General features: G+C 69.7%; 22 protein-coding genes and 3 pseudogenes. 14 read left to right on the top strand and 11 right to left on the bottom strand.

The annotated features are described in order from the left end of the window. The first annotated feature begins 98 nt into the window (after window positions 1–98). Entirely contained in the window at window positions 99–518 is a 420-nt protein-coding gene (locus tag ACFC8N_RS34085; RefSeq protein ID WP_376292523.1) for a DUF4158 domain-containing protein, read from the top strand. A 363-nt stretch (window positions 519–881) separates the two neighbouring features. Here the strand turns inward: ACFC8N_RS34085 and ACFC8N_RS34080 are convergent, their stop codons facing one another. Both ACFC8N_RS34080 and ACFC8N_RS34075 read right to left on the bottom strand, forming a co-directional pair. Further along, a complete protein-coding gene (locus ACFC8N_RS34080; protein ID WP_356037600.1) occupies window positions 882–1,223 on the bottom strand; it encodes a DUF1801 domain-containing protein in 342 nt (113 codons plus the stop codon). Between the two features lie 509 nt (window positions 1,224–1,732). Continuing rightward, window positions 1,733–1,978, bottom strand: coding sequence for a hypothetical protein (locus ACFC8N_RS34075; protein WP_356037598.1), 246 nt, complete (start codon window positions 1,976–1,978; stop codon window positions 1,733–1,735). 1,442 nt (window positions 1,979–3,420) lie between these two features. Between ACFC8N_RS34075 and ACFC8N_RS34070 the strand changes: the two are divergent. The 4 genes and pseudogenes from ACFC8N_RS34070 to ACFC8N_RS34055 form a co-directional block, all read left to right on the top strand. After that, window positions 3,421–3,572: pseudogene (locus ACFC8N_RS34070) on the top strand (transposase); the annotation flags it as partial. Window positions 3,573–4,019: 447 nt separating this feature from the next. Beyond that, window positions 4,020–4,571, top strand: a pseudogene (locus ACFC8N_RS34065) (phosphotransferase family protein); the annotation flags it as partial. A 71-nt stretch (window positions 4,572–4,642) separates the two neighbouring features. Then, window positions 4,643–4,834 carry a hypothetical protein gene (locus tag ACFC8N_RS34060; protein ID WP_356037592.1) on the top strand — a complete coding sequence of 64 codons (192 nt, stop codon included), beginning with the start codon at window positions 4,643–4,645 and terminating at the stop codon, window positions 4,832–4,834. Between the two features lie 126 nt (window positions 4,835–4,960). Beyond that, a complete protein-coding gene (locus tag ACFC8N_RS34055; RefSeq protein ID WP_376292520.1) occupies window positions 4,961–5,488 on the top strand; it encodes a gluconokinase in 528 nt (175 codons plus the stop codon). Window positions 5,489–5,634: 146 nt separating this feature from the next. Here the strand turns inward: ACFC8N_RS34055 and ACFC8N_RS34050 are convergent, their stop codons facing one another. Beyond that, complete coding sequence (locus tag ACFC8N_RS34050) at window positions 5,635–6,114, bottom strand: hypothetical protein (protein WP_376292518.1); 480 nt, start codon at window positions 6,112–6,114, stop codon at window positions 5,635–5,637. On the opposite strand from ACFC8N_RS34050, the gene ACFC8N_RS34045 reads away from it, so the two are divergent. The 7 genes from ACFC8N_RS34045 to ACFC8N_RS34015 all read left to right on the top strand — a co-directional run bounded on the left by ACFC8N_RS34045 (window position 6,107) and on the right by ACFC8N_RS34015 (window position 9,435). Then, a complete protein-coding gene (locus ACFC8N_RS34045; RefSeq protein WP_376292515.1) occupies window positions 6,107–6,349 on the top strand; it encodes a hypothetical protein in 243 nt (80 codons plus the stop codon). The two genes, ACFC8N_RS34050 and ACFC8N_RS34045, sit on opposite strands and share 8 nt — an antisense overlap. An 819-nt stretch (window positions 6,350–7,168) precedes the next feature. Continuing rightward, window positions 7,169–7,375, top strand: coding sequence for a hypothetical protein (locus tag ACFC8N_RS34040; protein ID WP_356037587.1), 207 nt, complete (start codon window positions 7,169–7,171; stop codon window positions 7,373–7,375). 5 nt (window positions 7,376–7,380) lie between these two features. Continuing rightward, window positions 7,381–7,719, top strand: coding sequence for an ArsR/SmtB family transcription factor (locus tag ACFC8N_RS34035; protein WP_376292513.1), 339 nt, complete (start codon window positions 7,381–7,383; stop codon window positions 7,717–7,719). Between the two features lie 20 nt (window positions 7,720–7,739). After that, on the top strand, window positions 7,740–8,192 hold the full coding sequence (locus tag ACFC8N_RS34030) for an ATP-binding protein (protein ID WP_376292776.1): 453 nt from the start codon (window positions 7,740–7,742) through the stop codon (window positions 8,190–8,192). Between the two features lie 14 nt (window positions 8,193–8,206). Then, window positions 8,207–8,296 (top strand): DUF6126 family protein, encoded by a 90-nt coding sequence (locus tag ACFC8N_RS34025; RefSeq protein WP_362817180.1) that lies wholly within the window; start codon window positions 8,207–8,209, stop codon window positions 8,294–8,296. A 204-nt stretch (window positions 8,297–8,500) separates the two neighbouring features. Beyond that, window positions 8,501–8,998, top strand: a complete 498-nt coding sequence (locus ACFC8N_RS34020) for a hypothetical protein (RefSeq protein ID WP_376292511.1) — start codon at window positions 8,501–8,503, stop codon at window positions 8,996–8,998. A 38-nt stretch (window positions 8,999–9,036) separates the two neighbouring features. Then, window positions 9,037–9,435, top strand: a complete 399-nt coding sequence (locus ACFC8N_RS34015) for a pyridoxamine 5'-phosphate oxidase family protein (RefSeq protein ID WP_376292508.1) — start codon at window positions 9,037–9,039, stop codon at window positions 9,433–9,435. A 351-nt stretch (window positions 9,436–9,786) separates the two neighbouring features. On the opposite strand, the gene ACFC8N_RS34010 is transcribed toward ACFC8N_RS34015, so the two are convergent. From ACFC8N_RS34010 to ACFC8N_RS33975, 8 genes are all read right to left on the bottom strand, one after another. After that, window positions 9,787–10,137: an ArsR/SmtB family transcription factor gene (locus tag ACFC8N_RS34010; protein WP_376292506.1), complete on the bottom strand. Its 351-nt coding sequence runs from the start codon at window positions 10,135–10,137 to the stop codon at window positions 9,787–9,789. A 453-nt stretch (window positions 10,138–10,590) separates the two neighbouring features. Then, on the bottom strand, window positions 10,591–10,947 hold the full coding sequence (locus ACFC8N_RS34005; protein ID WP_356039451.1) for a zinc ribbon domain-containing protein YjdM: 357 nt from the start codon (window positions 10,945–10,947) through the stop codon (window positions 10,591–10,593). 58 nt (window positions 10,948–11,005) lie between these two features. Then, a complete protein-coding gene (locus tag ACFC8N_RS34000) occupies window positions 11,006–11,407 on the bottom strand; it encodes an anti-sigma factor antagonist (protein WP_356039453.1) in 402 nt (133 codons plus the stop codon). 70 nt (window positions 11,408–11,477) lie between these two features. Then, a complete protein-coding gene (locus ACFC8N_RS33995; RefSeq protein WP_356039455.1) occupies window positions 11,478–11,903 on the bottom strand; it encodes an ATP-binding protein in 426 nt (141 codons plus the stop codon). Then, window positions 11,900–12,313: a pyridoxamine 5'-phosphate oxidase family protein gene (locus ACFC8N_RS33990; protein WP_376292503.1), complete on the bottom strand. Its 414-nt coding sequence runs from the start codon at window positions 12,311–12,313 to the stop codon at window positions 11,900–11,902. The genes ACFC8N_RS33995 and ACFC8N_RS33990 overlap by 4 nt, the downstream gene beginning before the upstream one ends. Beyond that, on the bottom strand, window positions 12,310–14,046 hold the full coding sequence (locus tag ACFC8N_RS33985; protein WP_376292501.1) for a SulP family inorganic anion transporter: 1,737 nt from the start codon (window positions 14,044–14,046) through the stop codon (window positions 12,310–12,312). Before ACFC8N_RS33985 ends, ACFC8N_RS33990 begins: the two co-directional genes overlap by 4 nt. Next, window positions 14,043–14,384 carry an ArsR/SmtB family transcription factor gene (locus ACFC8N_RS33980; protein WP_376292499.1) on the bottom strand — a complete coding sequence of 114 codons (342 nt, stop codon included), beginning with the start codon at window positions 14,382–14,384 and terminating at the stop codon, window positions 14,043–14,045. Before ACFC8N_RS33980 ends, ACFC8N_RS33985 begins: the two co-directional genes overlap by 4 nt. Window positions 14,385–14,493: 109 nt before the next feature. Next, the gene (locus ACFC8N_RS33975; protein ID WP_376292496.1) at window positions 14,494–14,718 is read right to left on the bottom strand and encodes a hypothetical protein; all 225 of its coding nucleotides are present in this window, start codon (window positions 14,716–14,718) and stop codon (window positions 14,494–14,496) included. Window positions 14,719–14,989: 271 nt separating this feature from the next. Between ACFC8N_RS33975 and ACFC8N_RS33970 the strand changes: the two genes are divergently transcribed. Both ACFC8N_RS33970 and ACFC8N_RS33965 read left to right on the top strand, forming a co-directional pair. Continuing rightward, a complete protein-coding gene (locus tag ACFC8N_RS33970) occupies window positions 14,990–15,316 on the top strand; it encodes a hypothetical protein (protein ID WP_356039465.1) in 327 nt (108 codons plus the stop codon). Beyond that, a pseudogene (locus tag ACFC8N_RS33965) lies at window positions 15,255–15,647 on the top strand (acyl-ACP desaturase); the annotation flags it as partial. The gene ACFC8N_RS33970 and the pseudogene ACFC8N_RS33965, both read left to right, overlap by 62 nt. Window positions 15,648–15,708: the final 61 nt, after the last annotated feature.

Raw genomic sequence — 15,708 nt, 5'->3', positions numbered from 1 at the left:
GGACGACAACCAGGGCGGTCGGCTCCGGCGGCCGGCCTGCCTTCGCGGGGTGGCCAGCCGGATCGACGCGCCCAGGTCCGCGACGATGGCCCGCGGCCTTGATCCGGAGCTGTCGCCGTACGCGCACACCGCAGGGGTTAACAAACCACTGGAACGTCTCCGGGCTGTCGGCTGACACCGAACCGCTCCGTCGGTGCCCACCGGCTCTGAGCCGTCGAGCTCGGCACCATCTCCGCTCTCTGGGTACCTTGCTGAACAACCCTGGAGAGGTCCCTGCCGTGGTCGTCGCCGGTGTTGCCGAGCAACTCGGGCCGGAGCCGCGTGCGTTCGCGGGGTACGACACAGCTGTGATCCGCTGGGACCACCAGGAGCAGCAGATCCGTGAGAGTGCGGGTACACCAAGGTCTAGTTCGAGTTCGAGTTGGACCAGTGGTTCGCTCGCCCGCCGGCTTTATCAGCGGGCCAGGAACGGCAACGAACGCCCCACGCTGCTGTTCGATCTGGCCGAGCAGCTGTAGCAGCTGCTGGTCGTCCCCATGGACATGCGCCTCCCCGAAGTGGACGGCACACATCGCAAGCCGTCGATTTACTCATCCAGAACAAGTCGGCCAAGCATCCGCTCTGCCTGCCACGATCACTGACACAAGAACCGGAAAACGCGCCGCCCACAGTCTCTCCGCCCGCGAGAGCAGCAAGCTCTGTCGGTGGGCGGCAAGGAACAAGTCGAGCTCCGCTTCACACCACCTAACTCGCCCTGGACGAACGGGCCGCCCAGCGTCGCGAGCACGCCCGCGTGGGGAGTGAGAAGGGCATCCGCTGGGGCGGGGACGCCCCCTCAAAGTCGCAGCCTAAGCGCCCGGCGCACGCGGCCTTGCGGGATGTCAGACTTCCAGCGAAGCGCGGATGAGACCGATCAGCTCATCGTCAGTGACATCCGCCGCTTCTTCGGAGCGCAGCCGGATCGTTCCCTTCCCACTGACGAGACCCGGGTGCCGGGAGGTGAAGCCTGCTGCCCGATCCTTGTCCCACCCGTAGAGTGAGACCCCGTGCTGCCATGCCCCGACATGCAGTTTTCGGTTGCCGACCCGATAGGTCGGCAACCCGTACGACAGCGCGACGCTCGCCTCGGGGAACGCCTCCACAATCAGCCGATGCACCCGGTCGAACAGTGGGCGGTGCTCGGACGCGATCTCATCAATGTACGTCTGCACGTCAGCGTTCATAAGACTCAGTCTGGCCGAGCACCATCCGCGATGCCCGTCACCAGCGGCTGCCAGACCCGGACCGACCGCACGCCGCATGATTGCTCCGAACGACCTGGCGAACCTGTGCGGTGACGGCACTGGCGGTCCGCAGATGGTCGTGGCTGGGTGTGCCGGCTCGGCGGTCAGGGTGATGAGCTGCTGGTCGGGGTCTTCGGTGGAGGGTGGGGAAGGACGAGTCGAGGGTGAGTCGGCCGACGATCGGATGGTCCAAGGTTTCCGCGCCTGAGCCCTGGAGGCGAGGCGGTGAGCGCACTACCTCCGCCCGCCCCTCGAACGAGCACCCACGACGACGATAGTGGCTGCGGCAGTCCACGGCCTGGCGTGGTCGGCGACAGCGCGACCAGTGCAGCGTGTGGATGCGGGGATGCCGGGATGCGGGTGCCGGGGAGCGCGAGCTGCCAGAAGCCGGCGCACTTCTGGTCCGGGCCCCACTCGTACTGTGAGATCCGCCGGGACACGGAGGAACCTCACGGCGACCGTGGTGCGGGGCTCCGGACGACCACCCAGGCGGGGTGAGCGGTGGTGCCGCCCACGTCGACGCCGCCCCATTTGCGTCCGCTACTCGAACCGTCCGCTCTTCCGAACTCCCGAGCGGACAGGCCGAAGACGAGACCGCCGACCAGGAACCAGGGATTCCACAGCACCAGCGTCCCCAGCCGCTGCTCCGGGCTTACGTCTGCCTCCTGGCCTGCTATGTCGGTCAGCAACAGCATCTCAACCGCGATGCCGCGGCACCAGCAATACAGCGCAAACAGACCAGCCCAGAGCCTTGACCACCCGTCCGGCCAGGCAGTGGGGCCACGGCCGGGCGAGAAGCCATCCCAGCACCCCGCCGACAAGGCACAGCACCCCTACACCCCACAAGCCCACCGCCACGAACCACGCCGTTCCTCGGCCAGGGGCCCCGCCGAGACGCTCAGACCCCAGTTGCCGCCCAGCGCCCAGTAGAAATGAAGTGCGGCGAAAGCGACCACCCAGGCGCACGCGATACACCCCACACCCCCGCCGTTGTCCTGCTCTGCCGATCTTCATGCACAGTTGCCGGGCAGAGGACCTTGCCATGGTGCTCCTCAGGGTTGCTGCGCACCCCCGCGCGGCCGGTGAACGGCCTCGCGGTCGGGCGGGAGGATGGTGCGGGCCGTGCCGTTCAAGGGGCGGTGCTCAGGACCGCGGCCGCGGTGAAGGCCGCTGCGCCGCTCGAATCGCCGCATCATCAACTCGGCCACACCGCAGACGAACAGGAGACAGGCCAGCGCCGGAAGCGCGGCGCCCCACATAGCAAGCATTCGGAGAAACGCGGTGTTCGTGCCGGAAGTTCCCGTGATTTAGTTCGAGCCCCAGTACACCTGTCCTTCAGTTGGCTGTCGCAGGCGATCGAACACATCGGACTTGATCGTCTAGAGCGGAAGACCGTCAATCTCTCTGTGCAGGTGGGTCAACTCGGGGTAAGCCAGGTCCTCATCCACCAAGACTCGGCTCTGGGAAACAGTGCGCGGGTCGAGCTGCACCTGCTCGGTGAAGCCTACGTCGATGCCCTCCGGCAACGCCGCCCGCAGCGCCACCGGGCTCTGCCGAGGCCTGTGCGCGACCGGCCAGTGCAAGCCGCTCCCCCACCGGCCAGCGGATCAGGATTTCGAGAAACCTTATCGCCCACGGGTCCGCCACTGCACGTCGTCGAGCACCAGTAGACGGCCGACCGGTGCGAGGGCCAGGCACTCGGCCAATGCACGGCGCTGTTCGAAAAACCATTCCCAGGACGGAATCCGTCGTCTCGTCCAGGCCTGCTGGACCAGGAGACGCTCCAGTACTCGCATCCTATCGACGCGCTTTCGGCCACAGCCACGATCAGCGCAGACCGCCCACGCGTTGAGCGACTGGAGCAAGGGATGAAGCGGCACGTCCGCCTGCGCAATGGAGCACCGGCCCCTCAGTACCCACAAACCGCAGCTGTGCGCGACGCGTGCGGCGGCGCCGACAGGCCATGTCGTGCCCCTGCCGGGGTCGCCCAGCAGCGGCACGACGCCATGACCACGTGTTCTCATCGACCTATGCATCCGGTCAGCCGAACAAGCTCGACAAGACAGCGAGGGCGACGCGTCCGCGCAGACTCAGATGCTCGACATCGATGTCGCCACCGCCGCGGGCTGCGCCGACCGATCACCTGGACACGGCTCAGCACGCCCTGCTGACCGTCACCGCATTCCCGCGTGAGATCTGGCGGCAGGTCAGGTCTGATCGAACAACCCGCAGGAGAAATGGAACAAGGAGATGCGCCGCCGCACCCACGTGGTCGGTATTTTCCCTGACCACCGATACACCGCTCCAGCAGACGCGACCTGGGAGGCCTCCGAATAGGAGGGCAAGGGTCGATATCGCAGGCCCACACGAGTGGCACATGGCATGTCGGCGCGGGGCTACGGGAAGCAAGATCAGGACATGTCCACCTGACTGGAAAGAACAGAATTCATGCGCCGTATTGCCGCTACCGTCCTCGGAGCCGTCGCGTTCCTCGGAATCCTTGCCGTTCCTGCCAGCGCCGATGGCTGCACGGGCATGACGCCCATGCTGGTCGGTGTCGGTATCGGCTGTTCTCCGATCTCAGCGCTCTGAAGGGTCCTAACAAGGATGGTGGACTTGGCCCGGTCGGCGGTCGGTGTCGGGCACGGGGCCGGCGGGTAGTGGGACGCGGTCAACCGCTCAATAGCACGGGATAAACCCGGCGACGCCGACGGTCACGCCGGGATACTGGTCGCCATGGAAGAGGTCAAGGTCGTCGTCGCCCATTCCGAGCGCGCGACGCTGCGCGTCGGCGACACGTTCCTGAAAGTGGACCCTGACCAGGCACGCATCGACATCGAGATCGAGGCCACGGCCCTGGCACCGGTCCCGACGCCCGAAGTCCTGTGACTCAAACCACCCGTGCTCGCCATCGCCGCAGTCCCGGGGACGGCGCTCGACCGCCTCGGCGAACCGTCCACCGCACCCCGACGGCATGGGCCGCGGCGCGTGCCGCCATCCGGAAATTGCACGACGCACCATTGCCGCCCTGGCCCGGCCGAGCCGGCCGGAGCCTCGACGCGATCACGGCCGACCTCGACAGCGAGTGCGAGTGGCTCGTGACCAACAACGTCCTGCCCGCCCGCCTGGTCACCCGCAACCGCCAGATCGCCGAGGCCGCGCTCCGGCCACGGCCTTCGGTGTTCACCCACGGCGACCTGCAGATCGCTCACGCATTCACCGACGGCGACGAGATCACGGGCATTCATCGACTGGTCCGAAGCAGGCCGGGGCGACGCCCTGTTCGACCCCACCTGCCCTTCGGCCACGAGGGAGAGGCCCTGCCCAACGTGTTGCGCTTCGGACTGGAGCCGGAAGGGATGACCCTCGATGTGACGGGCATCGGCGCGCACGCCCAGGCCCTCACCCAGCTCTCGCTGACCGCACGGATGGAACCGCCTCACCTCCCCGCCTACGGCCGGCTTCTGCTGGACGTCATGAAGGGCGATCCGGCCTGTCCATCCGTGGCCACGAGGCCGAGGAGGCATGGCGGGTCCCGGCGCCCGTCCTGAACGCATGGGAGAGCACCCGCGTCCCGCCGGAGGAGTATCCGGCCGGCTCCGACGGCCCGCCTCCCCGGCCGCACGAGGGCGCACAACGACGGCGCAGCGACCTGCTGCACCCAGAAGCGCTACCGGATGATGAACCCCACTGAACGCCGTTCTCCGTGCGTCGTGGTGACGGGCGCCGCAGGGATCGGCAAGACCACGGTGGCCCGTCTGCTGGCGCGGCGGCTGGGCATGCCCTTCGCGGACGGCGACGACTTCCATTCCCCGGCCGACATCGCCAAGATGTCGGCCGGCACACCGCTCGACGACGCCGACCGCCGCCCCTGGCTGGAGTCCGTCGGCCGCTGGCTGCACGAGCGTGACCTGGCCGGCACCGGTGCGGTGGTCGCATGTTCCGCACTCAGGCGACGCTACCGGGACATCCTGCGAGCAGCCTGCCCGGGAGCATTGTTCCTGCACCTGACAGCCGACCGCTGGCTGCTGGTGAACCGGCTCGGGCGGCGCACCGGCCACTTCATGCCGGGCTCGCTCCTCGATTCGCAGCTCGCCACACTCGAACCCCTCGCACCGGACGAGCGAGGAGCCGAGCTCGACGCGACGCCGGGTCCCGACACTCTCGCCGACCTGGCCGCAGCCCTGCTGGCCCGACGGCTGTAGTACGGGCTCTCACGACCGCGGCCCGCGCCCCAGGGCGAACAGCCATGCCCCGCGTCTTACGGCGGCGGGGAGGCGCGGCCAGATGCCAGGCCGGCACCGTCCGCTTCGTACTGTTCGAGCTCGTACGACCGCCAGTGCGTCACCTATCAGGTCCAGGCCGAGTCGCGCGCCACGTGCCGGGTGCCGACGATGAGATCAAGCAACCCCGGGCCGAAGGAAGACCTCATGCCTTCCCATGATCGCGTTGTACCACCCCGTGGACGGTGCCTCCTGCACCGGGCCGCCATCGCGCTGGCCTGTGCCGCAGTAGCCGGTGCGCTGACGTCGTGCGGCAACAGCGGTTCCTCCGGCGGCTCCTCCACTCCCGGAACGCCGACCTCGCCGAACACGGCGTCGTTCTCCGGGACGATGCCGTCCGCGCTGGCGTCGTCCGCGTCTGCCGCCATCTCCTCCGCCCGGGCCTCTGCGTCCGCCGCGGCTTCGTCGGCGTCCGCGCGTGCCTCGGAGTTCGAGGCGTCGGTGTCGGCGGAGACCGCTCGCCGGACCGCGGCGGCCGAGAAGGAACTCAAAGGCGTGAAGGGGCGCGGCAACGCGGTGTCCGAAGTCGGCGTGACGGGGATGCCCAAGGCGCAGACCGGAGGCGTTGCCGCCGCCCTCGTCACCATCACGAACAAGACCGGCCACAAGGCGTCCTACGCCGTCCAGATCGACTTCAAGAACCAGGCCGGACAGGTGGTCGAGACCCGCTTCACGGGATCGGAGAACCTCCAGCCCGGCAAGAAGGACCAGCCGATCGTCTTCAGCCGGCAATCCGCTGAGTCCCGGCTGACGCCCAGCCTCGCCAAGGCCCAGCGCTACTGAGCCACCGGGCCACCGGGCCACCGGGCGACCGAGCGACCGAGCGACCGGGCTGCGACGCCTGTTGGACAGCCATGTAGCTGTGTGCGCGGCGGCGGTGGCGGTGGGCCCCCGCGTGTTCCCGGCCGACGAAAACAGCCTCATGCCTGTGCTTCCCAGCGCCCAGCCCATGGCTGCCGCCCGCCGTGGCTCTGGTCGTCGCGCTGATCGCGCTGGTCATCGTCAACTGCCACCACCTGGTCGCCCGCTACCCCCGCCGCGTATCCCCCTCGCGCTCGCACTCACGCACCGGCCGCCGCCCTGACCTGGTGTGGCCACCTCGGCCGGGCGATCTTCGCGCTGCTGCTCTCCGCCGCCTCGTCCTCGTTCGCCGCCGGACCCGGCTTCCTCAAGACCCTCGCCCGCCACCGCCGCGCCGACGGCAGCGAGGCCAGCCTCCTCCTTGCGCCTTCGGCCACGCGGCGGTGAACCTCGTCGGCGCGGCCGCGGTCGCGGTCGTACTGGTCGTCACACTCTCGTGCGGTGAGCCGATCGCCCCACTGGCCGCCGCCGCTGGGTGTCCCCGCGGTGTCCGCGATGCCGCCGCCGGGGCCGAAACAGGCGACTGGTCGAGGAGGGCCGCATGGCGTCCTTTTACTCAAGCGCGACTCGCTGTTCAAGGTCGCCTCTCAGTCGGGTGAGTTCTGCCTCTGCGCGCAGCTCCTGGCCGTTGGATGACCTTCCGTGGCCGACGGCCGGTCCCCGCAGTGTCCGTCGCGGTGTTCCCTCCCTCTACAATCGAATTGAAGAGTTCTTCAATTGGTTAGTTGCCGTGGTTCCTAGATGATCCACCGTCCGGAGGTCGTAGTGAACGAAGTCGCCGAGGCGCTGCTGGCGCGGGTACGCGCGGCGCGGTCCGCTCTGGCGGCTGCCGTGAGTGCGGGGGACGCGTACGACGTCGCGGTGGCCAAAGACGAGCTGGACGACGCGGTGCGGCTGGCGCGACAGCACGGGGTGGACGTCGAGGAGACGGGGGCCGAGGAGGGATGATCAGGATGCCGGTTCCGCTGTATGAGGCGAAGGCCGAGCTCTTCCGAATGCTCGGCCACCCGGTGCGCATCCGCGTGCTCGAACTGCTGCAGGACGGCCCGAGGCCGGTGCGCGAGCTCCTCGCCGCGATCGAGGTCGAGCCGTCGAGCCTGTCACAGCAGCTGGCCGTTCTGCGCCGTTCGGGCATCGTGACCGCGACGCGTACCGGTTCGACGGTGGTGTACGAGCTGGCCGGGGGTGATGTGGCCGAGCTGCTCGCCGCCGCGCGGCGGATCCTGGCCACCCTGCTGACCGGTCGGCAGGACCTGCTGGACGAACTGCGCGTGGCGGAGGCGACGCGTTGACCAGCAACGGCGGGTTCCGGGTGCCGTGGCGGCGCGGCAGGCGGCCGGCTGCGGCCATCGAGCATGTGCCGCGTGTGGTGCAACGGCACATCGCCTCCTTCACGTTGGGGCCCGAGGCGGTGAGGCGAGCGAGGGAAGCGGTGACTGAGCATCTTCCTGCGGCCGGCGTCGCACCGGGCTCGGCATTCGCGGACGCGGTGCTGTTGGTCACCAGTGAGCTGGTCGCCAACGTGCTGCGGCACGCCCCTCGCTCGCCGGTGATGGACGTGGGGATAACGGTCGCGGCCGGGCAGCTGGTCGTCAGCGTCGCGGACGCCGAGCCGAGGCTGCCGGATCTCAGCGACGAGGGCATGGGCGCGGGGCTGCGGATGGTGGCCGAGCTGGCCGCCGACCACGACGGCGACGTCAGCGCGGAGCCCGCCGTCGACCATGACGGCAAAGCCGTCCTCGTGCGGTTCAGCATGCCGTCGTAGGCACGTGGACGTCAGTGGCATCGGGCTTCTACATTCTCGGCACGCACATCATCGCTGGATGGGTGATGCTGCTCTTCAACCTGGCCGGACACGCACACAAGTGACCCGATGCGAGGGCGCACGCACCCGCGAAAAGGGCCGACCGGCCCTGAAATCGGCCCGGCCGGCCCATGGCCCGGCTCCATCCGGCCAAGGAAGATCGGCTGTCGGGGCGGACGGCCGCACCATGTCCCCGTCTCTCTCGAATGACCGCTCCTCGGGGCAGCAACCCACCGCCTGTGGAAGGCGCGGAGAAAGGACTGCCTGAGGTGATCGCTGTTGTGGGACACCCCGACCTCACCGCGCCCACGCTGGCGTTGCTGGAGGAGGAGCTGCGCCGGCGTCTGGCGGAGTTCGCGCGGGCAGGTAGGGGAGGGCTGGTGCGTGCCGGGCAAGGACTGCCGGCGGCGTTCGGAAGGGCTGCCCGCGCCGCGGGACTTGCGCTGGTGACCGTCCTGCCCTCCAGGAACGGCGTGCCCGATGTGCTGGAGTCGTTGGATCGCAGAGCGGCCGGAGAACTGCTGTTGCTCTCTGAGCAGGTGCGGCTGCTGGACTACGACCCGTCCGACCGCAGTGCCTGTGTGAGAGCGGACGAGAGCCTGCTGCGCTCGTGCGCCCGGCTGTTGGCGGTCTGGGACGGCTCCCCGTCCGACGGCCGGGACGCGACGGCCCATCTTGTGGCCTTCGCCCGCAGCAGCGGCATGGATGTCGAGGTCCTGTGGCCCGAAGGAGCCGACCGCATGACACCGGGCGGGGACCGGACGTGACGACCCCGAAACCCTCCGGACCCGGTTCACCTGCCCGCATGGTCGAGTTGGGCCGCGACGAGGCCCTGAAGCTTCTGGGCACCGTGCAGTTGGGCCGGGCGGCCTTCACCGATCAGGCGCTGCCCGCGATCCGGCCTGTCAACCACCTCGTGGACGCGGGCGGCATCATCGTCCGCACGCACGGCGGCTCCGCGCTGCTGGGGCGCGCGCTGCAGTCCGAGGTCGTGGCGTACGAGGCCGACGAGATCGACGCGGCCACACGGACCGGGTGGAGTGTCGTGATCACCGGCACGGCCACCCGCATCCTGGATCCCGGGGCACTGGCCCGGTACCAGAGTCTGCTCATGCCCTGGGTCGACGCGGAGATGGGGCACGTGGTGCGGATTCAGCCGGAAATCGTCAGTGGCTACCGGCTGGTGGGAGTTGCCGGTCCCTGACACGCGGCGCGACGTGCGCAGGCCCGCCTGCGATCGGGTCCGGCTCGCGACGACTGCTCTGCGGCGTCCTGCCTTCAGGTCAGCTCCCCCTGCCACCCCTGGCACTCCAGCTTGGCATGGAACGGACATGCCGAGGAGAGGGCGGGCCCCGGCACCGGCATGGGGCCTGGTCGAGGGCTGCGCGGCACCATCGCCACCCGTGTCGAACTCGCCCCGACAACACCCTGGCCCCGGGTCAAGCCAGTGGCGGCTGGGCCGCGAGCGTCACCTTGGGGGCCGCGAGGCGACCGTCTCCCGGTTCCGCGAGGCTGTCCAACTCCCGGGAGACGATCACCGTCCGATGGGCCGTCACTACGACGGCGGTTTCCCTTCCGGCTGGGCCGCTTGCAGGTCGGCGAGCAGTTCCGCCTGTCCCGCAAGCACGCCGGACAGGATCGAGCGTGCCACCCGCATCAGTTCCGCCACCTCCGGGCTGGCGAGGGAGTAGTACACGTTCGATCCCTCCTTGCGGGTGCGCACCAGGTTCGCCCGGCGCAGCACGGCCAGCTGCTGGGACAGGTGCGAGGGCTCGACCTTCACCTCGGGCAGCATCTCCGCGACCGCGTGCTCGCGCTCGCTCAGCAACTCCAGGACGCGGATGCGGACCGGGTGGCCGAGCGTTTTGAAGAACTCGGCCTTCAGCTGGTACAGCGGCGCACTCACCGTGCCGCCCCCCGTCCAGCACGGCACGGCCCCACCAGCCGGTGCACTCGGCATCGCATCCACCCACTCGTCAAGAACATGCGACCCATCCTCGCGTGCGGCACCGGCACAACCGAACCCGCACCGAGGAACCGGGTCGCCCATATTCAGTGGTGACGGACTAGGCAATTGCTAACATTAGCAATTACATAGCTCGGACGAGGGAGGCTTGTGTGAAGATCACACCGTTGCGCGGCAGTGGCGTTGTATGGCTCAAGTGCCCGGCCTGCCGTCTGAAGTGCCGACCGACCGCTGTCGGCTCGGACGGAACCTGCCCGCGCTGCGGCGAGGGCCGCATGCTCAGGCTGTCCTTCGGCGGCCGTCACGGACAGTCGGCTCCGCACAGCGTGCCCCAGGTGCGGGACATCACCCGCGGCTGACCGGCGGTGCCCCCAGCCCTGCCGGCGCGCGGGTTCAGACCTTTTTGACGACGCTGGACTTCAGCTGCATGGCACCGAACCCGTCGATCTTGCAGTCGATGTCGTGGCCGTCCACGCCGTCCTCGATGAGCCGGATGCCGCGCACCTTGGTGCCCGCCTTGATACCCGTCGGACTTCCCTTGACCTTGAGAGTCTTGACCACGGTGACGGTGTCGCCGTCGGCCAGCACGTTGCCGACCGAGTCCTTGATCACCTTGTCCCCGCCGGTTTCACCGGACGCGTCGTCGGACGCCGACCACTCGTGACCGCACTCGGGACAGACGAGGAGTGCGCCCATCTCGTAGGTGTACGTACCGGAGCATTCGGGGCAAGGGGGAAGAGTGTCGCTCATGGGACCAGTGTCTTTCTCTCGATGAGTCGATGCAAAGATGAGGCGGGGACAGGCAGGGTCAGGCGGACGCGGACCAGCCGTCGGTGCGCCACTCCTGCTGCGCCTCGTCGGGTCCCGACGGGACCCGGCCGTGGGCGGCGAGGGCCGCGGTCAGGTCGCAGTGGACCGGGATGTCCGGGCAGTCGGCGCCCGGGACCAGGGAGCCGTCGGCCGGGATGGCGGCCAGCTCCAGGATCCGGCCGGAGCCGGCGAGGCGGCGGGCGGCCTCGGTGATGGCCAGCTGGCCCTCGGCGGACCAGCCGCGCAGCTCGGCCAGGTCGAGGACGACCGGACCGCTGCCGCGGGCCTCGACCCAGCCGATCGCGCCGGAGAAGCGGCGTACCGCCTCGGGGCCGAGGTATCCGGCGACGGAGAGGATGCCGAGATCCTGCTCGATGGTGTAGCGCCAGTCGATGGTCATGCGGGGGAACTTCCTTGTGCTGCCGGGGGTTTGCGGGGCTGGGGTGCGGCTGAGCGAAGGTGGGGCCGGGTCACAGGGGCAGGGTGATCCAGACGCTCTTGCCCTGGCCGTCGGCGTCCGGGCGCACGATGGCGGTGCCGCCCAGGCCGAGGACGAGTTCCATCACGGTGCCAAGTCCCCCGGCACCGGTGCCGGTGACCGACGCGTACAACGGCGGCTGGTAGGGGTGACGGTCGTGGACGGCGAAGGCGAAGCAGTCCCGGCCCGCGGCGTAGAACACGGCGAGCTGCGGGGACAGAACGGCGGCGTGCCGCACGCTGTTGGTGACCAGCTCGCTCAGGATCAGCAGCGCCGGGTCCACGGCGGGGTGCCGCAGGCCGATGCCCCACTCCACCATCACGTCTTCGGCGGTCTGCCGGGCGACGCGGACGGCAGCCGGCTCGGTCGGCAGAGTGAGCACGTGGCGGTGCGGCAACGCCTCCAGCTGCGTGGTCATCGTGTTCCCGCCCCCCTCAGGAGGCGGAAACCGGTGACCGTCTGCGGGTGGATGCGCACGAGCGTGTCGTGGGGGCCGTGCGTCCAGCCCGCGAGCGTGCGCCGGTAATGGGCGGCCTCGTCAGGGTCGGTGATCGCTTCGGCCGGCCCGGTCGCGGTCACCGTCCAGCCGGTGCCGGTCGCGGCCTGGATGTCGTCGGCCTGGTAGGTCGCGGTCAGCGGCACGGCGGCCGCCTGGACGGGGGTGCGGGCGATCAGCCGGCCGTACTCCCACACGTGCCGGGCGGGCCGTACGACGGCCGTCTCACGCTGGACGAACACCAGGCGCCCCAGCTGCGTGGCTTCCAGCAGCCACAGCGCCTCCGCGCCGGAGACCTCGACCATGCGTGGGACAGGAGAGGGTGGGCTCATCGGATGGGTTCCTCGCTGGCGGGTGTGCTCTTCGGGCTCGTCTTCCGGGCCGGGACGGCGGGCAGGACTCCGGCTATCTCCAGGTGGTCGCGGGCGGCGGCGATCGCCTCGGGCGTGGTGGCGTAGTCGCGGCCCTCGTGCCGCAACAGGCCGAGCGCGCCGACAGAGTCGAGAACCCGCCGCTGACCGGGCCGTATCCCGGAGGCCAGGACGAGGATGCCGCGTCGGCCCAGCTTCTCCACCGCGTCCTTGAGAACGAGAGCGCCGGTGGCGTCCATCGTGGAGACCCGTGACAGGCGCAGGACGACCACCCGTACGTCGGCGACCTCGGTCAGCTCCAGCAGGAAGCGGTGCGCGGCGGCGAAGAACAGCGGCCCGTCGATCCGGTACGCCACGATGTGCTCGGCCAGCAGCGCGTGTTCCTCGGCACTGTGGTCGCCGTGGTCGAGCGGCACTTGGTCGAAGCGGGCCTGCTTGGCCACCGCCCGCAGCGCCAGGGCGCCGGCGACGACCAGACCGATGATGACGGCGTAGACGAGGTCGAGGGCGAGGGTGGCGGCCGCGGTGAGGACGAGTATCACGGCGTCGGACCGCGTCGCCCTCGCCATGGCCTTCAGCGAGCCGACCTCGACCATGCGGATCGCGGTTGCCAGCAGCACGCCCGCCAGCGCGGCCAGCGGGATCTTCGATACCAGGGGCGCCGCGGCGAAGACGATCACCGCGAGGACGGCGGCGTGGACGAGGGCGGCCAGCCGGGAGCCGGCGCCGGTGCGGACGTTGACTGCCGTGCGTGCTATCGCGCCGGTGGCCGGGACGCCGCCGAACAGCGGGGCGGCGATGTTGGCCAGCCCTTGGCCGAGCAGCTCGCGGTCCGGGTCGTGCCGCTGTCCCACGGTCATCGCGTCGGCGGCGGCCGCGGACATCAGCGACTCCAACGCCGCCAGGGCGGCCACCGCCACGGCCGGAGCCAGCAACGAGCCGAACGAACCGAGGTCGAGGAACGACAGGGAGGGCGCGGGCAGCCCCGAGGGCAGGTCGCCGATCGGCTTCGCGTCCAGCCCGGCGGCCTGCACCACGACGGTGGCGGCGATCACGGCGATGATGGAGAACGGCACGGTCGGCCGCCACCGCGCTCCGGCCAGCATGAACACGACCACCGCGACCGCGAGCCCGACAGCCGTCCAGTTCGGCGCCTTCACGAACTCCTCGACCGCGTGCCAGGTGACCACGAGCACCTTGTCACCCTTGGGCTTGGGCACACCGAGCGCGTTCGGCACCTGCTGGAGCCCGATCACCCCGGCGATGCCCAGCGTGAAGCCCTCGATCACGGGCGCGGGTACGTACTGCATATAACGCCCGGCTCTGAGCACGGCGAGGACCACGAGCATGGCACCGGCCATCAGTCCCACCGTGAGCACGGCGGTGGGCCCGTACTGCGCGACGATCGGTACGAGGACGACGGTCATGGCGCCGGTCGGCCCGGAGACCTGGAGATTCGACCCGCCGAACACTGCGGCCAGTGCGCCCGCGACCACCGCGGTCGCCAGGCCCGCCTCGGCGCCGAGCCCGGACGACACCCCGAAGCCGAGGGCGAGGGGCAGCGCGACGATGGCCACGGTGAGCCCGGCGAGCAGGTCCCGGCGCGGATCACGGCGTATCTGCGCCAGATCGGCGCGGGACGGCAGCAGCGAGGTGATCCGGGTGCGCACAGCCCGCGTGAACGTCGTGCTCATCGGGCCGCGACCTCGGCTTCCCGCAGCTCGGCCAGCAGCTCGTTCCGCCCGGCGAGCATCTCGGTCAGGATGCGCCGCGCGGCCTTCATCAGATCGGCGACGTCACCGCCGGCCAGCTCGTAGACGACGGTCGAGCCCTCGCGGGTGGACGCCACGATCCCGGAGCGGCGCAGCACCGCCAGCTGCTGGGACAGGCTGGAGGGCTCCACCTCGATGGCGGCCAGCAGCTCCCGCACCGGCATCGGCCCCTCCTGCAGCAGCTCCAGCACCCGGATCCGTACGGGATGCCCCAGCATCCGGAAGAACTCGGCCTTCGCCTGGTACAGCGGAACCGACACGACCCCTCAGCTTCCCTCGCACAGCCCCACCGGGGGGCGAGACAGACAGAAGCTGTGCCCGCGGCTACCTGCGAGCACAGCGAAGACAGCATCTAATCAATTGCGAAATTTAGCAATTCCGATATCCGCTTCGTGGTGGTATCACACGCCGCGTGTTCGAGCGCAGGACGAGTCCGTACCGGTGCCGTGCAGGCCGCACGCAGACCACGCCGATCGGCAGGCGGGGCTCGACGAGCCGGGTCGGGCGGGCGGGCGCGTCGGCGTGGGCAGTGTCGAGGTGGGTGAGCATCTCCGCCTCGTGCACGGCCAGCGGATCGGGGGCGGCGAGGGACATCTCATCGGGGTGATGTCGTGGGCGAGGCTGCTCTCGGCGAGGACGGCCCGGACGGGGGGCGAAGGCTCAGACCGGGCCCTTCGGCGGTGGCGAGCGTGCCGTGCAGGGTGGGGCGGGCGCGGACCCGATCGCGTACGACAGGGGACCACGCCGTCGGTGAGTTCTACGACGGCGTCGAGACCGTCAACCCCGCGCTGCCGCGAGTGCGGCTTCCAGCCCGGCTGACGCCTCGTCATCGGGGAGGTCGTGGAGACCGCCTAAGCTGCACATCATGTACGACGACGGTTTGCTGGCCTGCACCGACAGCGAGCTCATCATCCGCCGCTACTACTTCCCGTGGGGCTCAGCCAAGCGGATCCCTTACTCGCAAATCCGCGGGGTGCGGTGGATCCCGCTCGATCTCCGCACGGGAAGCTGGCGCCTCTGGGGTTCGGGGGACTTCGTCCACTACTTCAACCTCGACACTTCCCGCCCACGAAAGCGCGTGGCGCTGATCGTCGACCTCGGCCGACGTGTGAAGCCCGTCATCACACCTGATGAGCCCGAGCGCCTCGTCGAAGTGCTCAACGCCCATGAGATCACGGTTACTCGAAGTTGAAGCGATCACTCGCCCCGCTCAGCTTCTTTGGGCGCATGCTCACACTTCGGTGACACGGGACGGTGTGGACCCGGTGGCGCCGGAACGCGCGCGCATGGCCCACATGGGCGGCGGCCTCGTCTCCGACAACCGGCACTCGCCGCCGCACATGGTGGCCTACGACGCCTTCCAGGAACCGGCCACCCGGATCTACCACCGCAACCCCGCCCGCTCCTCCGGCGACCTGGTCTGCGACTGGATGCTGGCGCAGGCCGCCAACGACGAGAACCTGCACATGATCTTCTGCCGCACCCTACTCGCCACCATCCTCGAACCGGCCCCGGACCAGACCATGCAGGTGATCAACGCGCCAGGCGGTCTCGACGGCGTGGACGGCGGCGAGGGCATGGTCA

This window comes from Streptomyces sp. NPDC055966 (assembly GCF_042269865.1).
Taxonomy (GTDB): Bacteria; Actinomycetota; Actinomycetes; order Streptomycetales; family Streptomycetaceae; genus Streptomyces.
The sequence above is the reverse complement of the archived record's forward strand: the minus strand, read 5'-3'. Positions and strand labels throughout refer to the sequence as shown.

Coding starts and splice junctions, on each gene's coding strand:
- ACFC8N_RS34005 (WP_356039451.1), bottom strand. CDS start 10,947: ATGAGCGACACTCTTCCCCCTTGCCCCGAATGCTCCGGTACGTACACC.
- ACFC8N_RS34000 (WP_356039453.1), bottom strand. CDS start 11,407: ATGACCATCGACTGGCGCTACACCATCGAGCAGGATCTCGGCATCCTC.
- ACFC8N_RS33985 (WP_376292501.1), bottom strand. CDS start 14,046: ATGAGCACGACGTTCACGCGGGCTGTGCGCACCCGGATCACCTCGCTG.
- ACFC8N_RS34080 (WP_356037600.1), bottom strand. CDS start 1,223: ATGAACGCTGACGTGCAGACGTACATTGATGAGATCGCGTCCGAGCAC.
- ACFC8N_RS34060 (WP_356037592.1), top strand. CDS start 4,643: ATGACCCTCGATGTGACGGGCATCGGCGCGCACGCCCAGGCCCTCACC.
- ACFC8N_RS34055 (WP_376292520.1), top strand. CDS start 4,961: ATGATGAACCCCACTGAACGCCGTTCTCCGTGCGTCGTGGTGACGGGC.
- ACFC8N_RS34075 (WP_356037598.1), bottom strand. CDS start 1,978: ATGCTGTTGCTGACCGACATAGCAGGCCAGGAGGCAGACGTAAGCCCG.
- ACFC8N_RS33970 (WP_356039465.1), top strand. CDS start 14,990: ATGTACGACGACGGTTTGCTGGCCTGCACCGACAGCGAGCTCATCATC.
- ACFC8N_RS34045 (WP_376292515.1), top strand. CDS start 6,107: ATGCCCAAGGCGCAGACCGGAGGCGTTGCCGCCGCCCTCGTCACCATC.
- ACFC8N_RS33975 (WP_376292496.1), bottom strand. CDS start 14,718: ATGTCCCTCGCCGCCCCCGATCCGCTGGCCGTGCACGAGGCGGAGATG.
- ACFC8N_RS33995 (WP_356039455.1), bottom strand. CDS start 11,903: ATGACCACGCAGCTGGAGGCGTTGCCGCACCGCCACGTGCTCACTCTG.
- ACFC8N_RS34035 (WP_376292513.1), top strand. CDS start 7,381: ATGCCGGTTCCGCTGTATGAGGCGAAGGCCGAGCTCTTCCGAATGCTC.
- ACFC8N_RS33990 (WP_376292503.1), bottom strand. CDS start 12,313: ATGAGCCCACCCTCTCCTGTCCCACGCATGGTCGAGGTCTCCGGCGCG.
- ACFC8N_RS34015 (WP_376292508.1), top strand. CDS start 9,037: ATGGTCGAGTTGGGCCGCGACGAGGCCCTGAAGCTTCTGGGCACCGTG.
- ACFC8N_RS34040 (WP_356037587.1), top strand. CDS start 7,169: ATGATCCACCGTCCGGAGGTCGTAGTGAACGAAGTCGCCGAGGCGCTG.